Origin of the sequence: Anatilimnocola aggregata (assembly GCF_007747655.1) — a bacterium.
Lineage (GTDB): Bacteria > Planctomycetota > Planctomycetia > Pirellulales > Pirellulaceae > Anatilimnocola > Anatilimnocola aggregata.
The window spans coordinates 3,493,309-3,510,421 of record NZ_CP036274.1 but is presented as its reverse complement, the minus strand read 5'-3'; the positions used below and the strand labels follow the sequence as shown (position 1 = coordinate 3,510,421).

The 17,113-nt window shown below is 57.9% G+C and carries 12 protein-coding genes; 7 read left to right on the top strand and 5 right to left on the bottom strand.

From position 1 onward, the window contains the following. Positions 1-49: 49 nt before the first annotated feature. The 7 genes from ETAA8_RS13375 (at position 50) to ETAA8_RS13345 (ending at position 7,379) form a co-directional block, all read left to right on the top strand. The gene (locus tag ETAA8_RS13375) at positions 50-1,312 is read left to right on the top strand and encodes a lactate racemase domain-containing protein (RefSeq protein WP_145088757.1); all 1,263 of its coding nucleotides are present in this window, start codon (positions 50-52) and stop codon (positions 1,310-1,312) included. Between the two features lie 60 nt (positions 1,313-1,372). Next, the gene (locus ETAA8_RS13370; RefSeq protein WP_202921812.1) at positions 1,373-2,176 is read left to right on the top strand and encodes a Nif3-like dinuclear metal center hexameric protein; all 804 of its coding nucleotides are present in this window, start codon (positions 1,373-1,375) and stop codon (positions 2,174-2,176) included. Between the two features lie 154 nt (positions 2,177-2,330). After that, positions 2,331-2,807: a hypothetical protein gene (locus tag ETAA8_RS13365; protein WP_145088754.1), complete on the top strand. Its 477-nt coding sequence runs from the start codon at positions 2,331-2,333 to the stop codon at positions 2,805-2,807. Positions 2,808-2,910: 103 nt separating this feature from the next. Continuing rightward, complete coding sequence (locus tag ETAA8_RS13360; protein WP_145088750.1) at positions 2,911-3,981, top strand: DUF1570 domain-containing protein; 1,071 nt, start codon at positions 2,911-2,913, stop codon at positions 3,979-3,981. A 766-nt stretch (positions 3,982-4,747) separates the two neighbouring features. Continuing rightward, on the top strand, positions 4,748-5,701 hold the full coding sequence (locus tag ETAA8_RS13355) for a sugar phosphate isomerase/epimerase family protein (protein ID WP_202921811.1): 954 nt from the start codon (positions 4,748-4,750) through the stop codon (positions 5,699-5,701). After that, on the top strand, positions 5,698-6,279 hold the full coding sequence (locus ETAA8_RS13350; protein ID WP_145088744.1) for a DUF6174 domain-containing protein: 582 nt from the start codon (positions 5,698-5,700) through the stop codon (positions 6,277-6,279). Before ETAA8_RS13355 ends, ETAA8_RS13350 begins: the two co-directional genes overlap by 4 nt. 185 nt (positions 6,280-6,464) lie before the next feature. After that, positions 6,465-7,379 (top strand): OmpA/MotB family protein, encoded by a 915-nt coding sequence (locus ETAA8_RS13345; protein ID WP_145088741.1) that lies wholly within the window; start codon positions 6,465-6,467, stop codon positions 7,377-7,379. A 125-nt stretch (positions 7,380-7,504) separates the two neighbouring features. Here ETAA8_RS13345 and ETAA8_RS13340 read toward each other — a convergent pair whose 3' ends face one another. The 5 genes from ETAA8_RS13340 to ETAA8_RS13320 form a co-directional block, all read right to left on the bottom strand. Continuing rightward, positions 7,505-8,908 carry an ABC transporter permease gene (locus ETAA8_RS13340; protein ID WP_145088738.1) on the bottom strand — a complete coding sequence of 468 codons (1,404 nt, stop codon included), beginning with the start codon at positions 8,906-8,908 and terminating at the stop codon, positions 7,505-7,507. Between the two features lie 14 nt (positions 8,909-8,922). Further along, positions 8,923-9,699, bottom strand: a complete 777-nt coding sequence (locus tag ETAA8_RS13335; RefSeq protein WP_145088734.1) for an ABC transporter ATP-binding protein — start codon at positions 9,697-9,699, stop codon at positions 8,923-8,925. Next, the gene (locus ETAA8_RS13330; RefSeq protein WP_145088731.1) at positions 9,696-11,504 is read right to left on the bottom strand and encodes an efflux RND transporter periplasmic adaptor subunit; all 1,809 of its coding nucleotides are present in this window, start codon (positions 11,502-11,504) and stop codon (positions 9,696-9,698) included. Before ETAA8_RS13330 ends, ETAA8_RS13335 begins: the two co-directional genes overlap by 4 nt. A gap of 1,309 nt (positions 11,505-12,813) precedes the next feature. Continuing rightward, positions 12,814-16,266 carry a hypothetical protein gene (locus tag ETAA8_RS13325; RefSeq protein WP_145088727.1) on the bottom strand — a complete coding sequence of 1,151 codons (3,453 nt, stop codon included), beginning with the start codon at positions 16,264-16,266 and terminating at the stop codon, positions 12,814-12,816. After that, positions 16,254-16,808: a MarR family winged helix-turn-helix transcriptional regulator gene (locus ETAA8_RS13320; RefSeq protein ID WP_202921810.1), complete on the bottom strand. Its 555-nt coding sequence runs from the start codon at positions 16,806-16,808 to the stop codon at positions 16,254-16,256. Before ETAA8_RS13320 ends, ETAA8_RS13325 begins: the two co-directional genes overlap by 13 nt. Between the last annotated feature and the right edge of the window lie 305 nt (positions 16,809-17,113).

Here is a 17,113-nt window from a genome sequence, read left to right as displayed (position 1 = left end):
CCTATACTGAACCGCTGTCCTGCCTCACCCTTGCCTTGGGTACTGAACCATGTCCGCCTATCCCGCCATTTTTCGCGTTCGCCAAAAATTCGACTCGCAAACCGTCGAGGACATTCCGACCACGGTCGAAAACGAATTGGCTCGCCTGGAACTGGGCACGAAGATCCAGCCGGGCCAGACGGTCGCGATCACAGCCGGCAGTCGCGGGATTGCGAACATCGCCAAGATCATTCACGCGGTAGTGCGGCACTTTCAAAAGATTGGTGCCCAGCCTTTTATCGTCCCTGCGATGGGTTCGCATGGCGGCGGCACTGCCGCCGGCCAGCGCGAGTTGATCGAAGGCTATGGCATGACCGAGCAGGCGATGGGCTGCCCGATTCGCGCAAGCATGGAAACGGTAATCGTCTGCCAGGCTGAAGAAGGCTTTCCGGTCCACTTCGATAAGTTTGCCTACGGTGCCGATCACGTCTGCGTGGTGGGTCGGGTGAAGCCGCACACCGGCTTTGTCGGCGATATCGAAAGCGGGCTGATGAAAATGATGCTCATCGGTCTTGGCAAGCACGAAGGAGCCAAGATCTATCACCGCGCCATCATGAACTACAGCTTTGGACAAATCGTCCGCAGCGTGGCCCGCGAAGTATTATCGAAGTGCCGCGTCGTCGCCGGCTTGGGCATCGTCGAGAACGCTTACGATCAAACCGCGCTGCTGAAGGCAGTCGCGCCGCACGAGTTCGAAGACCGCGAGAAGGAACTGCTCGTTCTCGCCAAACAATGGATTCCGCGCTTGCCGTTCAACATGGCTCAGATCCTGCTCGTCGATCAGATTGGCAAGAACATCAGCGGGGCAGGGATGGATACCAATGTCATCGGCCGCAAATACAACGATCACGTGGCCATGGAACACGAATGGCCGAAGGTGAAGCGGATTTGCATTCGCGACCTGACCAACGCCACGCATGGGAATGGCACTGGCATCGGCATGAGCGAATTCTGCCGCACACGCGTCATCGACAAGCTCGATGTGAAAATCACTCGCATCAACTGCCTCACCGGTGGTCATCCGACTGCCGCGATGCTGCCGCTCGACTATCCGACCGATCAAGAGATGCTCGATATCGCGATGCCCACGATCGGGCTGATTGAACCCGAACGAATCGCCCTGCAGTGGATTCACAACACCCTCGAAGTCGCTGAAGTCGAATGCTCCAGCGTCTATTGGAACGAAGCCAAGAGCCGCCCCGATCTAACCATTCTCACCGACCCGCGCCCGCTGCCCTTTGATGAGCACGGCAATTTGCCTGATCGAGTGTGAGCGGTAGGGGCTGGGGACTAGGAGCTAGGAACTGGGATAGGGCTTCGATTTGAAACAACTATGATGACCACCATCGCCGATATTTCTTCCTTCTTCGCCTCCCACACACCGCTTTCTCTTGCAGAAGACTGGGACAACGTGGGCCTCCTCGCTGGCGATCCTGCCCAACCAGTCACCAAAATCATGACCTGCCTGACGATCACTGCCGCGAGCGCCGCTGAAGCGATTCACGAGCGGGCAGAATTAATCGTCACTCACCATCCGCTTCCCTTCAAACCGCTGAAGCGACTAACGACCGAGCAAACGCCGGGGCGACTCTTGTGGTCCTTAGCGCGGGCTGGCGTTGCAATCTTCAGCCCGCATACCGCCTTTGATTCCGCGGCGGCAGGAATCAATCAGCAATTGGCCGAAGGGATCGGTCTCACGCAAATTCAGCCTTTGGTCCCGGCCAAGAACGATCCCAATGGGCTCGGCTCGGGTCGCATTGGCACTTTGACGAAGCCCATTACTTTGCAGGAGGCTGCGGCCCTACTGGCGAACTTCTTGAAGATCGATGGCCTGCAGATGGTTGGAGAACCGAACCAAAAAATCTCGCGCATCGGCATCGCCTGCGGCAGTGCTGGCAGCTTTTTACCCGCCGCTGCCGACTCCGGTTGCCAACTCCTGATCACCGGCGAAACAACTTTTCATACGTGTCTCGAAGCGGAAGCCCTCGGCCTGAGCCTGCTCCTTCCCGGGCATTATGCCAGTGAACGATTTGCCTGCGAGCAATTGGCGGTAGTCCTGAAAAACCAGTTTCCGGGTCTCGAAGTTTGGCCCAGTCGCGCGGAAACAGACCCAGTGCGGTGGCTACCTCTCGGATAAACGTGTCGTGTGCAGCCGCTGCGATGTCGCGAACGTTTGTCGCAGTTCCTCCCCGCGCAAGTGCGGCGGATAACAGGGGTTGTTGATTCTCACGCTGCGGTCGACAATTGACGATGAAGAGTTTGTCGAGTGCTCCTGCCGAGGATTTGCTGCCATGGATCGTTGGGTTGAAATCAGTTTCGATTGCTTGCCGCTGCGGACGATTGGCCGGCTCGATATTCCCCTGGATGCTTCGCCCGTCTATCAGCAGCGGTGCGAACGAATCAAGCACGCGCTCGATAAGCACGGCTCGCACAACACGTACTACTTGTACAACGCCCAGTGCAAATTTCATTTGACGAATCGCGCCGACTACGGCACGGTCGAGTTCCGCTGGCAAGGCACGGTAATCACCGACCCCACTGATTTGAAGGCCCAAAGTGCGAATCTGCAGGTCGAACTGATTCGTGAGACCTGCGATTGGCTTACCGCGCCGGTGGTAAAGTGGTTCGAGACCTGTGTGGCACCGGCAGTGATCGTCGAGTTCGATCGCTACATCGAAGCCGGCGACTTGCAAAAGGCCAAGGACCGCATCGCCAAGCTGCAAGCTCAAAGCGACGAACAAGGTGGCTACCTCGGGATGTACTTGTAACCGCTGCGACCGTCACAACTCCTCCCACTCTTTTTCCCCCGGCAAGCTAGGTTTGCGATAGGCGAATGTGAAGTCGCCGCCAACCTGCTCTGAGCTTGCCGCCATGCGCCCGAATATCCACTTCGTCAGCTGCTTGCTCGTGGCGATCTTTGCCCAAGCCGCAACCTGCCAAGAGCCGATGTTCCGCCTGACACTCGCCGGCCAGGTGCACGAAGGGACGCCGCTACGATTCAATCAGCAGCAAGTGTTGATGCTGACTCGCAGTGGCAAGCTGCTTGATTTTGCTCCCGAACAGGCCACCGACTACGCTCCGGCTAGTGGCCCATTTCGCAGCTACACCGCGGCCGAAATGCGAGGCCAACTGCTGCGAGAATTTGGCCAGGGTTTCGAAGTCTCGGGTGGCGGGCGATTCCTCGTCGTGCATCCCGCCGGACAACGCGACGCTTGGGCACCACGCTTTGAACAACTCCATCGTTCATTCGCGCACTATTTTGCCGCTCGCGGAATGAAGCCGCAGGAGACTCGATTTCCCTTGGTAGCGATTGTGTTTCCCAAACAGGCCGATTTTGCCCGCTACGCAACCGCCGAGGGAAACCATGCATCGAGTTCGATGCTGGGGTACTATTCTCCCGCGACGAATCGCATTGTGATGTACGACACCACCGCGGGCCGCACGATCGACTGGACGATCAATGCCGAAACGATCATTCACGAAGCATTGCACCAGGCTGCCTTCAACGGCGGCTTGCACAACCGCTTTGGGCAGACGCCGCGCTGGGTGGCAGAAGGGCTCGGCACTCTCTTTGAAGCTCGCGGCGTGTGGAACTCGCAGCAATACACGACTGCAGCCGACCGCGTGAATCGCAGCCAGCTGGAATCGTTCCGGCGCTATCTTCCTCGTCGCAACAAGAACGCCATCGCCGATCTCGTTTCGTCTGATCGTGCTTTCGAACAAGATGTGCAGGGCGCTTATGCCGAGGCCTGGGCCCTCACGTTTTATCTGAGCGAAACCGAGCCCAAAAAGTATTTTCAGTATCTGCAAACGACCGCTGCGATCAAATCGTTCGTGCCCTATCGCAGCCCGGAACGCCTGCGCGACTTCACCGCGACATTCGGCAGCAATCTCGACCTGCTCAACGCCCGCATGCTCCGGTACCTAGCTGCCCTTCCGTAGGAAGTCGCGCAAGGCTCGCAGTCGCGTGGTCAACTGCCAGGAATTTCCGCCGCAGGCGGAGGAAGACAAAATTGGCACGAAGTGACGTCGCTAGAACCCCAGATAGAAGTTTGTCATCGAACTAAGAAGCTAGGAATTTGTCTGCCAAGAAAAGCGTTAGGCCGGTTGCTTTCGTAGGAAAGCGACCGGCCTTTCTCGTTGTGATCGGAAGTGTGAGCCGCAGGAACTTCAGCTGAACGAGCGCCTCTAGTGCTTGCTCAACCTGGGTTACCGCAGCAGCAGACTACTTCTTGCCAGCAGCCTTCTTTGGCGACTTCTTAGCAACGGCCTTCTTGGTGGCCGGCTTCTTGGTCGACTTGGCTGGGGTCTTCTTGGCGGTGGTCTTTTTGGCAGCTGCCATAGTATGGCTCCTTCCGTGGGTGTCCGATTGAAGAGCGAAGCGATCCCAGATGACACCCTGAGGGAACGTCGCTTTGTGCGCTTGTTTGATTGACGCGCTTCCGAGCCCTTCCGTGGTTGAGGTGTCTCTTGCGATTGCCTCAACCTGCCCGATGTGCGTATTCAACCAAGATGCCCACTACTTCGTCAAGGCGAGTTGGTGAACTTCAGTAGAATTTGCGGACGAGGCACAATGAAGGGGAAAAAATGTTTCAGCAGTTTGCAGCGAACAGCGCGACCACAGCCCACGACCAACTGTCGCAGGCATCCGCGCGCGAGCGACTCTCTGACCGACTACAATCGGCAGGAACCACAGGAGCGAAATCTGATGACTAAATTCTCTCGCCCAGCGCCACTTGATCGCCGTTCTTTCCTGACAGCCGGCAGCGTTTTCGCCGCGGGTTTTATGCTGCCGATTGCATCTGCAGCACCTCCCCCGCAGCAGCGAATCCCGCTACTTGGCTTCAGCTTGTACGGCATGAAGACATTGCCACTGAATAAGGCCCTCACGCAGTGCGCGAGCATTGGTTATCAGTGCGTGGAATTGCCCGTGCTCGCGGGCTGGCCGGCAGACACTGCGACGTTCACAGCGGCAACAAAAAAAGATTTTCGCGCGAACGCAGAAAAAAACAAACTTCGCCTCTCTGCAATCATGGATAACCTGCCGCTGCTCGGCGACGAGGCGAAGCATCGCGCGAATCTCGGGCGGTTGAAAGCGGCCGCATTGCTCGCACATGAACTCGCGCCAAGCGATCCACCGCTCGTCGAAACGGTGCTTGGTGGCAAGCCAGCGCAGTGGGACGAGGTGAAGCAGCAGTTCGTCGATCGTCTGGGCGAATGGGCCCAGGTGATGGCAGACGCAAAAGTGAAGCTGGCGGTGAAGGCGCACATCTCAAACGCCATGCAACGTCCCGAGCAATTGGCCTGGGTGATCGATCAGGTAAAAAACCCCTGGCTGACAGCAGCTTACGACTACAGCCACTTCGAACTGCAAAAACTGACCATGGCAGAAACGATTCAACCCTTGGCCAGCAAGATGACATTCGTCCATGTGAAGGACGCTGAGGGTGAGCCTGGCAAGTTCAAGTTCCTCCTCCCTGGCGAAGGAAAGACGGACTACAAGGAGCTATTCTCCCAGCTTTCTCAGGCTGGATACACAGGGGACATCGTGGTGGAAGTGAGCGGGCAGGTCTTTTCACAGGCCGGTTACGATCCTATTGCCGCCGCCAAGAAGTGCTTCGCCGCGCTGCCACCTATCGGAACCAAGCAGGCATCGCGATGAATGATAGCACGCCTCCCGCTCATGAAACCAAGACTTCACCGGTGCAAACGCGGCCCAGTGATGGTGTGCGGAGGATCGGCTTTGGCCGCACCTTCGTCCTCTGGCTGATCGCGGGTTTATTGCTGGGCGCGATTGGCACCCTCTTCGCGCTCCGCTGGCAGTATGCCGATCCAACTCCCGAGGTCACGCCAGCCGACTATCACGCGGCCAAGGAAAAGTGGAAGGCGAATGCCGTCGAGAATTACGACCTCGAAGTGCAGATCTCCGGTACGCAAGGAGCCACGTATCGTGTGCAAGTGCGCGAGGGGCAAGCGATCGCTGCCTGGCGCAACGACTTGCCGCTGAGGCAGCAGCGAACCTTCAGTACCTGGAGCGTGCCGGGCATGTTCGGCACCATGAGTCGCGATATCGAAGTGCTCGAAAAACATGCGACCGGTAAGGCCGATGCCCTGACGCCGCGACTGACCCTGCGGGCCGAGTTTGACGCAAAGTACGGTTATCCCGCCCGCTATCGCCGCATCGAATGGGGCTCGCCTGTGCAAATGGTTTGGCAGGTCACGAAGTTCGAAGCGAAGTAGCCGTAGACTTTACTCAGCCGCTCTCTTGCGCCCTGACTTTCTTTTTCTGCAGTCGGCATTAGCTGCGGGCCGATGAGCGCCAATGCTAGCACGTCCGTTTCGACCTTGTGCTCGCAACGCGCGCTCGCTACGATCCCGCCCGTTTGTCGGAGTCAGCCTGTAGCGGCACCTGTCGCCCACTCCTCATGCCCATGCTTCATGGATCCTCACAACTGCGACCTCTCACCTTCGCCAGCTTGCTCTGCGCGCTGCTGGTGGCCTCGTCGACCGGTTGCAAGCAAGGGGCCTTTTCGCAGAACACACAGCCCGGCGCGGCTGGCTTGGCCACGACGCCGGCGCAGCCCAAGATGTTCGCCCAGCAGCAAGTCGATCAGCTGCAAACCCAGATGCTCGCGCAGCAGCAATCGCTCACCAGCCAGGTGCAAGACCTGACGCGCCGCACGCAACAGCTCGACATGAACAACAGCAACCTCACGCGCGAGCTGGCTCAAGCTCAGCAATCGCAGCAGCAGTATCAAGAACAGATCGTGCTCTTGCAAAAACAGTTGGGCGATACGGCCACGCGGCTCAAGAGCGAGCAGTTGGCCGCCCAGGAATCGTCAAAGCAACTCAATGCCCTGCAAGCGTCGACCAAGTTCCGCGGCGGTGCCAGCATTCAAGCCAACAGCAGCGTGAAGCAGGCTCTGCAAACCATTTCGTTGCCGGGCTTGATCGTAAAGCAAGATGGCGACGTCGTACGCATCGAGATTCCCGCCGACAAACTGTTCACTCCCAACAGCGCCCAGATGACACCCGAGGCCAGCCGCATTCTGGATGAAGTGGCCAGCGCCATCGCTCGCTCTTATTCGCGGCAACGCATCATCATCGAAGGGCACTCCGATAATTCACCCGACAACACGGTGAACGCCCACCTGCTCACCAATGCCCAGGCCCAGCTTGTGTTCCAGCACATGGTGCAGAAGAACAACCTGCCTGCAAGGCAACTCTCGATTCTCGCCATGGGCGAGAATCATCCGCTGGCCTCCAATGGCGAACCAGCTGGCCAGGCCAAGAATCGCCGTATCGAAATCGTGGTCTATCCCGATTCGATTGACGGCTGAGGAGGGGAAGGGCGCGAGAGGCGGGAGACGAGAGGCTAGGGAAATACAAATCTCCCGGCGGTCTCCAACGTTCTTCCGTCCTCTGACTTTCCCTCCACTCCCGCCTCCCGTCCCTCGCCTCTTCCCTACTCGTGCCGCAACGCTTCAATGGGATCCATGCGCGCAGCGCGGAAGGCAGGGTAGATCCCAAAGACGACGCCGACGACAACGGAAATGCCGAAGGCGAGCGGCAGCGAGAGGAGCACAATCTGCGGCTCCAGGCGATGCACCACGTCGGGCACATCAGCCATCAGGTTCGGCGCATACTTCACCAGCAGATCGCGCGTGGTGGTGATTACAAACGGACAGAGTAGCCCCACCAGGATGCCCGTTAATCCGCCGACGACAGACAGCGAAACAGTCTCAACCAAAAACTGAGTGACAATGTGCGAGCGCGTGGCACCGAGTGCGCGGCGAATGCCGATTTCACGCGTGCGCTCTGTGACTGTGGCGAGCATGATATTCATAATGCCAATACCGCCGACCAACAGCGAAATCGCGGCTATCAGGCCCATGAAGAGCATGAACATCAGCCGAGTGACGCGGGCCTGTTCCAGCAACTCTTCCGGCACGATCAGGGCGACGTCTGGCCGGGTCGGCGCTTCGTTGGTTTCATCGCCGGGTAACTGCAGACCACCTTTTTTTTCCGCAGCTTGCCGGGCAGCGCGCGAGTCATCTTTCAGCCCCAGCGTGGCGCGAACAAGATCGGCTGTCTCGCGCACGTTCTTCACCGAGTCGATGCGCAGCGTGATTTGATTCAGCTCGACGATCTCGGTGCTGAACTGGCTGCCGCGGCGGGTGACGACAAAGTCGCCGACGCGCTGACGCAACGTCGAAATCGGAATGTAGATATCGGAACCAAAGTCCTGGGCATCGAGCGAGCCGCCGATAGCCGCGGTCGGCGTGCGATATTTCAAAATGCCGACAACCTGGAAATAGTCCTTCGTCTCGGACATGTAGATCCGGCGACCGATGGGATCTTCGTACGGAAACAATCGATCGGCGACCGTGGAAGCCAGTACGCAGAAATTGCCCGCCGCTTCCAAATCGGAATCGGTGAGCAAGCGGCCTCGCTCCAGTTCCAGGCGAGTCACATCAAAGTACTCGGGCGTGCAGCCGACCAAGCGACCATCGACTTCGCGATCATTAAAGCTCGCGGTGCGGCGGACCTCCCGAATCGGGAGCGCCGACTTGAGGGTCGGAATCGTCAGTTTCAGCTTATCGAAGTCATCTCGTTTAAGACCGTAGGGAATCGGCCCCGAGAATCCGGCAGTGGCCTCTGCGGGCGGCTTCACACTGCGGACGATGATGTTGTCGGCACCCAGCCCTTCGATCTGGCGTTGGGCTTCCTGACTGATCCCTTCGCCGATAGCCAACAGCCAAATCACGCTCGCCACGCCGATAAAAATACCGAGCACGGTCAACAGCGACCGCATCGGGTGGAGCAGCAAGCTCTTGAGTCCAAGCTGGAATGTACGAAGGAAAAACATAGTTCGAAAGCAACCTATTCGTGCGTCGGACCAGCAGCGACTAGGGCAGGGTCAATTTGGGTATCGGAAGACGGCGGCAAATTGCGAGCCCGGACGAGGACTCGTTTGGTGTTTTGAACGTCGGTCTGCACCACGCCATCCCGCAAGCGGATAATTCGCTTGGCGTGCATCGATACTTCGTCTTCGTGCGTCACCAAAATGATCGTCTTGCCAGCATCGTTCAGTTGTTGAAATAGATACAAGATCTCTTCGGTCGTCACGCTGTCGAGGTTGCCGGTCGCTTCATCGGCCAGGATGAAGTACGGATCGTTCACCAGGCTGCGGGCGATGGCCACCCGCTGCTGTTGACCACCAGAGAGTTGCGAAGGGCGATGCCCCAGGCGCTCGCCAAGCCCAACCATGTCGGCCAGTTCGCGGCAGCGACGGCGCGACGCAGCATTCACGCGGCCTTGGTAATAGAGTGGAACTTCGATGTTCTCGACGACCGTCAATTGTTGAATCAAGTTGTATGATTGAAAGACGAAGCCGATGCGCGAAGCCCGCGTGTGCGAGAGTTGGTCGTCGCTCATTCGCGAGACATCGTCTTCGCCAAGAAAGAAGTTGCCAGCCGTTGGCTTATCGAGACAACCGAGCAAGTTAAGAAGCGTGCTCTTGCCGGAACCAGACGGGCCCATGATCGCAACGTAGTCCCCTTCGGGCACGTCGAACGTTACACCACGCAAGGCTCGGACTGTTTCGCTCTTGAGGACGTAGTCCTTGCGAACGTCCACTAGCCTTGCCGCATAATTCACTGGCCCCCTCCCGTCATCCCTCTCTGGGCCTGCATCTCTTTGATGCGTTGCACGGCCGAGACCATGATCGGCATCAATTCGGTGCGGTCAATGAAGCCATCTTTATTGACATCGGCACCGTCCAGGCGCGGACGCATCCGTTCGTTCACATTCGCCAGTTCATCGACCGACAACTTGCCGTCCTTGTCGGTGTCGGCAGCTTCCAAGGTTTGATCAAGCATCGCGACCGGGTTCAATGTGCCACCCTTTTTCTTTGGCGTATCGCCAGCGGGAGTGGCAACGGGTGCCGGCGAAATTGCCGCAATCGCCATGTTCGAGGCGGGAACATCGGGCAGGTCCGGCAGAATCAATTCGGCCTGACGACGCGGATTAAGCACCACGGTCTCTTCGAACGCCAGACCCTTCTCGATCACTGCCACCTTGTCATTCGTCGAACTGACATCGACCGAACGCGTCTCGAGTTGCTCGCCATTCTGCACAAGCACAAAGAATTGCCCCTTGTGGTCGACCAGCGCTTGCACGGGAATTTGCAGGGCTTCGGGGCGACTTTCGACGTGAATTCGCACTTCGGCATTCATGCCAGTTCGCAACTCTTCGGGTGGATTGAGAATCCGTACAATCGCAGCGTACTTCTTGACATTGCCACTCGACCAGCTGCCGGGCTCGGCATACTGATTCACTTTGATCACTTCACCCTGCATCAATTCGTCTTTGAGTGCGTCGACGCGAATCGTCACGGGTTGGCCACGGCTAACCTTGGTGATGCGGGCTTCGTTGACGAGCGCCTTCACCTGCATGTTGGCGGAATCGGGCAGCCGAATGATGGGCTGCTGTTCGCGCACCATCGCACCAGCTTCGACCACAAACTCTGCACTGCTGCCGCTGCGGCCCGAGTTGTACTTGTTGGCATAGACCACCTGCCCAGCCTGTGGCGCGTGAACGACACACTTGGCAATCTGATCTTCAATGTCCTTCAGCTTGTCTTCTTCCAGTTGCAAACTGCTCTCGTCCGACCGGAGCTTGGCATCGGCGGTGGCGATATCGCTATCGAACTGCTTGAGCATCTTCTCGCGAGTGTATTTGCGAAGCACGTCGAGCTTGGTCTGAGCTGCTTCCAGTTGATTGCGGGCGTTATCGACAGCGTACTTGGCTCCTTCGAGTTGCAGTGGGCTCAAGATCCCCTTGGCTGCCAACCGTTGGGCCGAGTCGAACGACAACTGCGAACTTCGCAGGCCCTGTTCGGCCACGAAGACTTCGCCCAGGATCGTCTTTTCTTCCTGCTTGAACGTCCCTTCGAGATATTCACGGCGGGCGATCTTGGCGGCCGCCAGAGTGTTTTCTGATTGAACCAGCAGGGCCTGAGCGGTATTGACGACAATCTTCTGCTGCAGTCGTTCTTGATCGAGCGCACTGGAATCGAGCCGAACGAGCAAGTCACCTTGCTTGACCTGCGCCCCTTCGGGAACGACTTCGAGAATCGTGATGCCGCTTGAATTGCGCGACTTCACCTCGCAGCGGATTTCGATATTGCTGCTACTCTCGACTTCCCCCTGCTCGAGCACAATCGACTCGTATGGCCCGCGCGAGACCTGCATGACCATGGGCCCAGGCCCCTTGGCCGGACCACTTCGGAACATAGTCCACCAGACAGCCACGCCAATGCCAATGGAGACGACGAGGAGACCGAGAATGGCCCCGGCGGCGTTGCCCCGGCGCAAACGTCGACCGCCGCGGAATCCGCTGCATAGCGATGTCTGCCGAGCACGACATGCGGGGAGGTGCGAAAGTGGGAGAGTGTTATTCATTCGTACGGGCCCTAATCCATTTCTCAAGGGGCCAAACTCAGGCGGGAAAATACGCCGCCGCGCGGGCAGCCTTTCTGCTTGACAGGTCCGCTGGAAAACTCATCGAGTTTCCCGAGCATCAAGCATCATGGATTCTATACTCGCAGCCCCTTGCTGTCATCTTCTTTCGCGCCCAAATCCAAGCATTACCTACGTTTACGTGCGCGAGACCGCAACCGGCTCTATTTCTATTTAACCACTTTTCGCGTCGATAGTTCCGGTGCGAACAAAGCCGCACTGGCAGTTGCCTGCGAGCGGTTTGCCCGCTAGCTCACTGGCGACTGGAATGCCGCAAGCCTCTCGGCCGAGAGTCCGCCATTAATCGCTCAAAATCCCAACTCGCCTATGCCCCCCAAAGCTAGAAAATTGTCGTTCAATCGGATTCAGGAAATTTCCACAATCCACAATGAATTCGCAAACCGACCCCGATCCCACAAAGCGTTGAACTTCGGGCAGTTAAGTCCAAAGCACTCGCCCTAAGTCCTTAAGGCGATGTGGAACTTTCCAAAATCGATTTCCGAAATTTCCACTAAAAAACCCTCCCCATTTTGGTTTTGACATGACTGCCGCAGGATGTTTGCCACACTCATTAGGGTCAACACTACGCCATTACTAAACGCAACACACTCGACACTTAACTTCTACTATTCACAGACTAAGTGCACAATTTTCGCACAGTTTCTGCCAACATGACAAAGAACGGTCCGTGACAGGATAGATGCTCTGCTCGTGACTAGGTTGGTCACGAGCCGCAACATTTCCTGCACCAGCAGGGGTCGGGGCAATTTTCGGGCAACTGGACAGAACTTAGGCCGAGCGAGGTCGGCCCGAAACATTGTCCTGAACCCAAGGGGGTCAAACTGCCGCCTCGCACTGCTTACCTAACAAACGCAGAGCCTGCGATTACCGGCTCGCCCAGCCAACTCGCCGGCCACCCAATGTGGGTCAGGTGGATTTTCGGGCCGTCGCTGTTTTGCCAAAGCAAGCTCGGCGCGCCCGAAAAACCTCCCGACCCTGGATTCGGGGTCGGGGCAATTTTCGGGCAGCTGGACAGAACTTAGGCCGAGCAAGGTCGGCCCGAAACATTGTCCTGAACCCAAGGGCCACCGAACGAAACTGAGCCGGAAGCGTGAGCGCTCGGAGAGTTGTCTGGTCAACGCTTCGTACCAAGAATATCGGTTGCCATGACCGTCCTTAACTTGAAACCTTAAACTGGGAACAATTGCGATGGAATACCCTCCGGGCGCTCACGCTTCCGGCTCAAAGAAAACTAGCGCTGCAGTTGCACCGGCGCGACCGCAACCGGTGGGGCGACGGCGTTGATAGCCGGCGAGAGTTCCGGGCCATAGACGGCCGGCGAAGCGGTTGGTTCGACCACCACTGGCTCAGCGATGATCGGCTGAGTGGCGACGGCGGTTTCGACGTCTGCTGACCCTTCCGGTAGCGCCGCGACTTTGACTCGCGGCCTCAGCTTCGCCTCGACCGGTCCCGGTTTGCGGGGGACTGGCGTGCGCGGAGCCGGAATCTGTGGTCTGATGCGGGGAGTGAGCGGCGGCAGCGGATTCACTTTGTGCGAATGCTGTGGTCCCAATGTCGTCCCCGATTCTGTTTTTGGAGCCGGGCTCGGAACCGGTTGGAACTGGTTCGGTTGATATCGATTCTGATTTGGGTTTGGAGCCCCACGCTGAACCGGTGGCGGCAACATTTCCCGCTCTTGAGGTTGCGGTTGGCTATACGGCGATGGTCCGTACTCTAGCTGTGCCGGTTGTGGTTGCATCAGCATCGGCTCGCCGTACTGCGGCACCCCCTCCAGCATTTCGCCATCTTCCAGGTGGAACTGTGGATAGGGAGGGACGGGAATTTCCGTCGCCCCGTCGTAGCAGGGTTCGGGAGCATCGGGGCAGCGCCACAGACAAGGGTCGTTGGTGCCGTAGTCTTCGCGAATCGCACCTGGATCGATCCAGATACCTTCGCTGTCGAGTTGCAGCGTACCGAGATCGAAGTCGAGCGAGCGGCGGAGGGCTTCGTAATTGACCCACACGCTCATGAAGTTGTTCTGGGCATCGAGCAAGTCCGACAACGCCGACACCGAGTCACGCGCGGCGGTCGCACCCGAAGCCTGGTTGGTCAACTCCTGATCGATCCGAATGTCTTCGTTCCGATCGATCTGTCGGGCTGCCTCGAGCACAGCCAGTCGTTGCAGTTCAAAGTTGATCTGATTGGTCAGAATCGTCCGAACTGTCGTCCGCAAGCTGCGAGCCACAGTATCTTCAAAGTTGTAATAGTTGCGCCGAGCCTGCTGGAACTCGATGAGCGCCTGGCGATAGACGTTTCGTTCCGACAACCGCGTGAGCGGAGCATCGAAAGCAACGCCGACTCTCAAGCGACCGGTCGCACTCCGCAGACGGAACGGATTATCGGTGACGTTTTGCACATCGCCACTGAAGAAGATATCGAGTGACCCTTCCAGGTTATCCGCATTGAATTCGATGAGTCGCCAAGCATCGACGAGTCCAGCCCGGGCGTTCATCCAGTCGCGACGATATTTGCGAGCCACTTCCAAAGCCTGATCGGCCTTGAGGTCGACCGGAATCAGTTCGATCCCTTCGGCCCGAGCTCGCGCTTGCACCAATTGCAGCGTGAGAATGTCCGCAGGCAAGACGACGAGGATATCGGCCACTTGATCGGTCGGAGCCATCGCCATGGCATCGACATCACCCTGCTTGGGATACAGGATGCCGTCGTACAACTGCGTGAATAGTTCCTCCGGCATCAGCCGCTCGCCATCTTTAATCAGCTTATCGAGCCGAGCTTCGCGCTCTTCGAGATGGACGAGATAGTCTTTGTCGACCTTGGTCTTGAGGGCCTCGAATTGCACCTCCACTTCTTTGCGCGAACGGTCGAGCCGGTCGAGCCGAAAGATTTCTTCGTTCAAGGTGGGAATCGGGAGGATCGCGCACCCTTCGTTACGCAGCATTTCGAGCGTCGACTTCAACTTGGTGAGCCAGGCCCGGCGGCGACCGAGCGACGCCGCGAATTCTTTCAGGTCTATTTCGGTGCGCGGCAGGTAATCGGTCAGCATCCGTTCGCGTACTTGGCGAATGGGAATCAAGTTCGCCTTGAGTTCCTGCAAGTGCGCGGGAAGTTCGGGGTACCAGGCCAGAGTGCGAATGACGACCGAACGAGTGGCGTCGTTGGCATCGGCAACCACGCGGCTTTCGATGTGCGACGTGATCTTCAAGCGAGTTTCGCTGAATTCATCGACCAGGTTTTCGATCGTATCTTGTTCGCTGAGGGTCGCTCGGTCGATGAGTTGGAACTGATCGAGCAAGTCATCCTGCACTTCCATGCAGATGGTGGGTGGCAGGCCCAAAGTCCCTTTGAAGTTGTCGAGCGTTTGCTGATACGCATTGCGCGAGTTGATGAGCCGGCTTTCGGAGTTGAACAAAGCCTGGCGAGCCTGCGCGACTTGCAGATCTTGACGGAGAATGTTGTTGACGAGTCCCTCTTCGCCCGAGCGCGTTTTCAATTCTTCGAGAAACTGCTCTAAGCGGTACAAGTTGTTGCGCAACCGCTTGACGTTGTCTTCTTGATTCTTGATGTCCTGCTGAGTCTGCAGCAGTCCCAAGTAACCGCCGACCGCAGCAGCACCCGCGCCTTGTCCACCACCAGCAGCGGCATTTCCGCCGGCATTCCCCGCGGTCACCCGACCGAAGCCGCCGCCGCCAACGCCTGAGAAACCATCGAAGCCCGAACCGCCGAACACACCACCGCGCCGCTCTGGACCGCTGCCTGGGTCGCGTCCGGTCATTACTTGCACATAAAAGCCCTGGCGATATTGTTCCATCGAGCGGACGTTGTAGAGCAACGTCCGTTCGGCCACGGTCAGACGTTCGAGAATCCGGTCGCGTCCCGCATTCCGCAGCAGTGGTTGCACCAGCGCGAAATCGATGAGCGTATTGCCTCGATAATCGTCGGGCCCCGAGAATTGCCACATCAGCGAGTTCGCCAGGCCGACCACCAACGTGCTGCCAGTGGTAAACGCTCTCCGCACAGCGATGGGGCGCGGTCCGTTCGACGAAGTCGCCAGAATAAAATCGCTGCGGGAGTTACCGCCTGAATTGAGCAGCCGCGCAGGATCGTTACGCAGGCGACCATCGGCCGTGTACTGCGCCGAGTAGCCGGCAAAGTATTGCGAGTCGAACAGAAAGCGTTCGAAGCTGACGTCGAGGGCCGAAAGATAGAGTTCTTCTAACTGTTGTTGATAGTTGCGCGAGTGCAACAACCCCAGCCTGACGGCGTTATCGGAACTGACTTCGAGCACTCCCTTGTTGCCAAATTCCAAGTATTCGGCCCAGGCAGGATTCTCGATGTAGGGGGTTTCACCGTTGTCGTGCCAACCGGGATAGCCCCGTTTGTTGTCGACGCAGTGCATCAGTTCGTGCGCAAACGGATCATCAGGGGGCAGGGGAGGGCAGTCCGGGCAGTTGGCATCGAACATGCGCGACCGTGGATCGGGCGTGATGCTGATGTTCGGTAATGCCCAGTGCGGATGATCGCCCTTTTGACGAATCAGGTTGTAAGCGTCGTTATCCGCCTGCCGGCGATAGAACGAACGATGGCAGCCGACATTGCCGACCACCAGGCTCAGCACCAGGCAGGCAAAAATCCAGCGGGCAACTGAGGGAGTGTTTTTGATCCACGAAGAAGTTAGGCAGCGCATGACGAAGGACCTCCTTGGCCAGGCGTGAGGAAGCGGGCTGGTTCGTCGGTGTCGATTTCATCGTCGCTGGGCAGGGAGCGCTGAATCAGCGCGAGTAGTTGTCGCTGCTCGTCACTCGTGAGTCGGCTAAAAATCTGTTCGCTCCGGACTGAGAGGGTGCGGCACAGTTCGGCGACTAACTGTTCGCCTTGTGCGGTCAGTTGCCAGACTTGACGGCGGCGATCGTTGCCGAGGCGCTCGAACCGCAGCAACTCGCGGCGGCGAAGGCGTTCGACGAGCCCGCTCATTTGCGCCGGCGAAGCACCAACCGCTTCGGCCAGTTCGCCTTGTCCGCGCCTGGCAACAGGCTGTTCGCTGCAAAGCCAGAGGACGAGAAATTCTTGATCGGTCAGTTCTTGCCCGGCGACCTGGCTGGCCAATTGTTGACGCCAAGAACGGGCGACGGCACCGGTCTGCAACAACAGTTGCAACCACTCGCGCAGTGCTCCGCGCGGCCGTGCGCCGGCGTGAGCAATCGGCTCTGCATTCAGACGTGCATCCATGCCGTACCTGAGTATTCCGTTCGTCGTGTTGACTTTCATCAACACTGGGTGGTTGCAGCACGTGGGCGAAAGTCCACGCGCGGCACCGCTCGCCGATCGTTCAGCGGCGAACGATTCCAAAACAAACGTTCCTGCAGGGAAAGATTCGGTAATAAACCGTTCAGACTTGAACGAATGCGCTAGAGATGACGGTTATGCCGCGTAAAGATGACTTATCACGCGTCCTAAACCCAAGTTGGCAGAAGATTTGCGTCAAAGGTTGCCAACGCGGCAAAACTTGACACCCCAGACTGCCCTATTTATCA

Coding starts and splice junctions, on each gene's coding strand:
- ETAA8_RS13330 (WP_145088731.1), bottom strand. CDS start 11,504: ATGAATAACACTCTCCCACTTTCGCACCTCCCCGCATGTCGTGCTCGG.
- ETAA8_RS13325 (WP_145088727.1), bottom strand. CDS start 16,266: ATGCGCTGCCTAACTTCTTCGTGGATCAAAAACACTCCCTCAGTTGCC.
- ETAA8_RS13345 (WP_145088741.1), top strand. CDS start 6,465: ATGCCCATGCTTCATGGATCCTCACAACTGCGACCTCTCACCTTCGCC.
- ETAA8_RS13355 (WP_202921811.1), top strand. CDS start 4,748: ATGACTAAATTCTCTCGCCCAGCGCCACTTGATCGCCGTTCTTTCCTG.
- ETAA8_RS13375 (WP_145088757.1), top strand. CDS start 50: ATGTCCGCCTATCCCGCCATTTTTCGCGTTCGCCAAAAATTCGACTCG.
- ETAA8_RS13360 (WP_145088750.1), top strand. CDS start 2,911: ATGCGCCCGAATATCCACTTCGTCAGCTGCTTGCTCGTGGCGATCTTT.
- ETAA8_RS13365 (WP_145088754.1), top strand. CDS start 2,331: ATGGATCGTTGGGTTGAAATCAGTTTCGATTGCTTGCCGCTGCGGACG.
- ETAA8_RS13350 (WP_145088744.1), top strand. CDS start 5,698: ATGAATGATAGCACGCCTCCCGCTCATGAAACCAAGACTTCACCGGTG.
- ETAA8_RS13340 (WP_145088738.1), bottom strand. CDS start 8,908: ATGTTTTTCCTTCGTACATTCCAGCTTGGACTCAAGAGCTTGCTGCTC.
- ETAA8_RS13370 (WP_202921812.1), top strand. CDS start 1,373: ATGATGACCACCATCGCCGATATTTCTTCCTTCTTCGCCTCCCACACA.
- ETAA8_RS13320 (WP_202921810.1), bottom strand. CDS start 16,808: ATGGATGCACGTCTGAATGCAGAGCCGATTGCTCACGCCGGCGCACGG.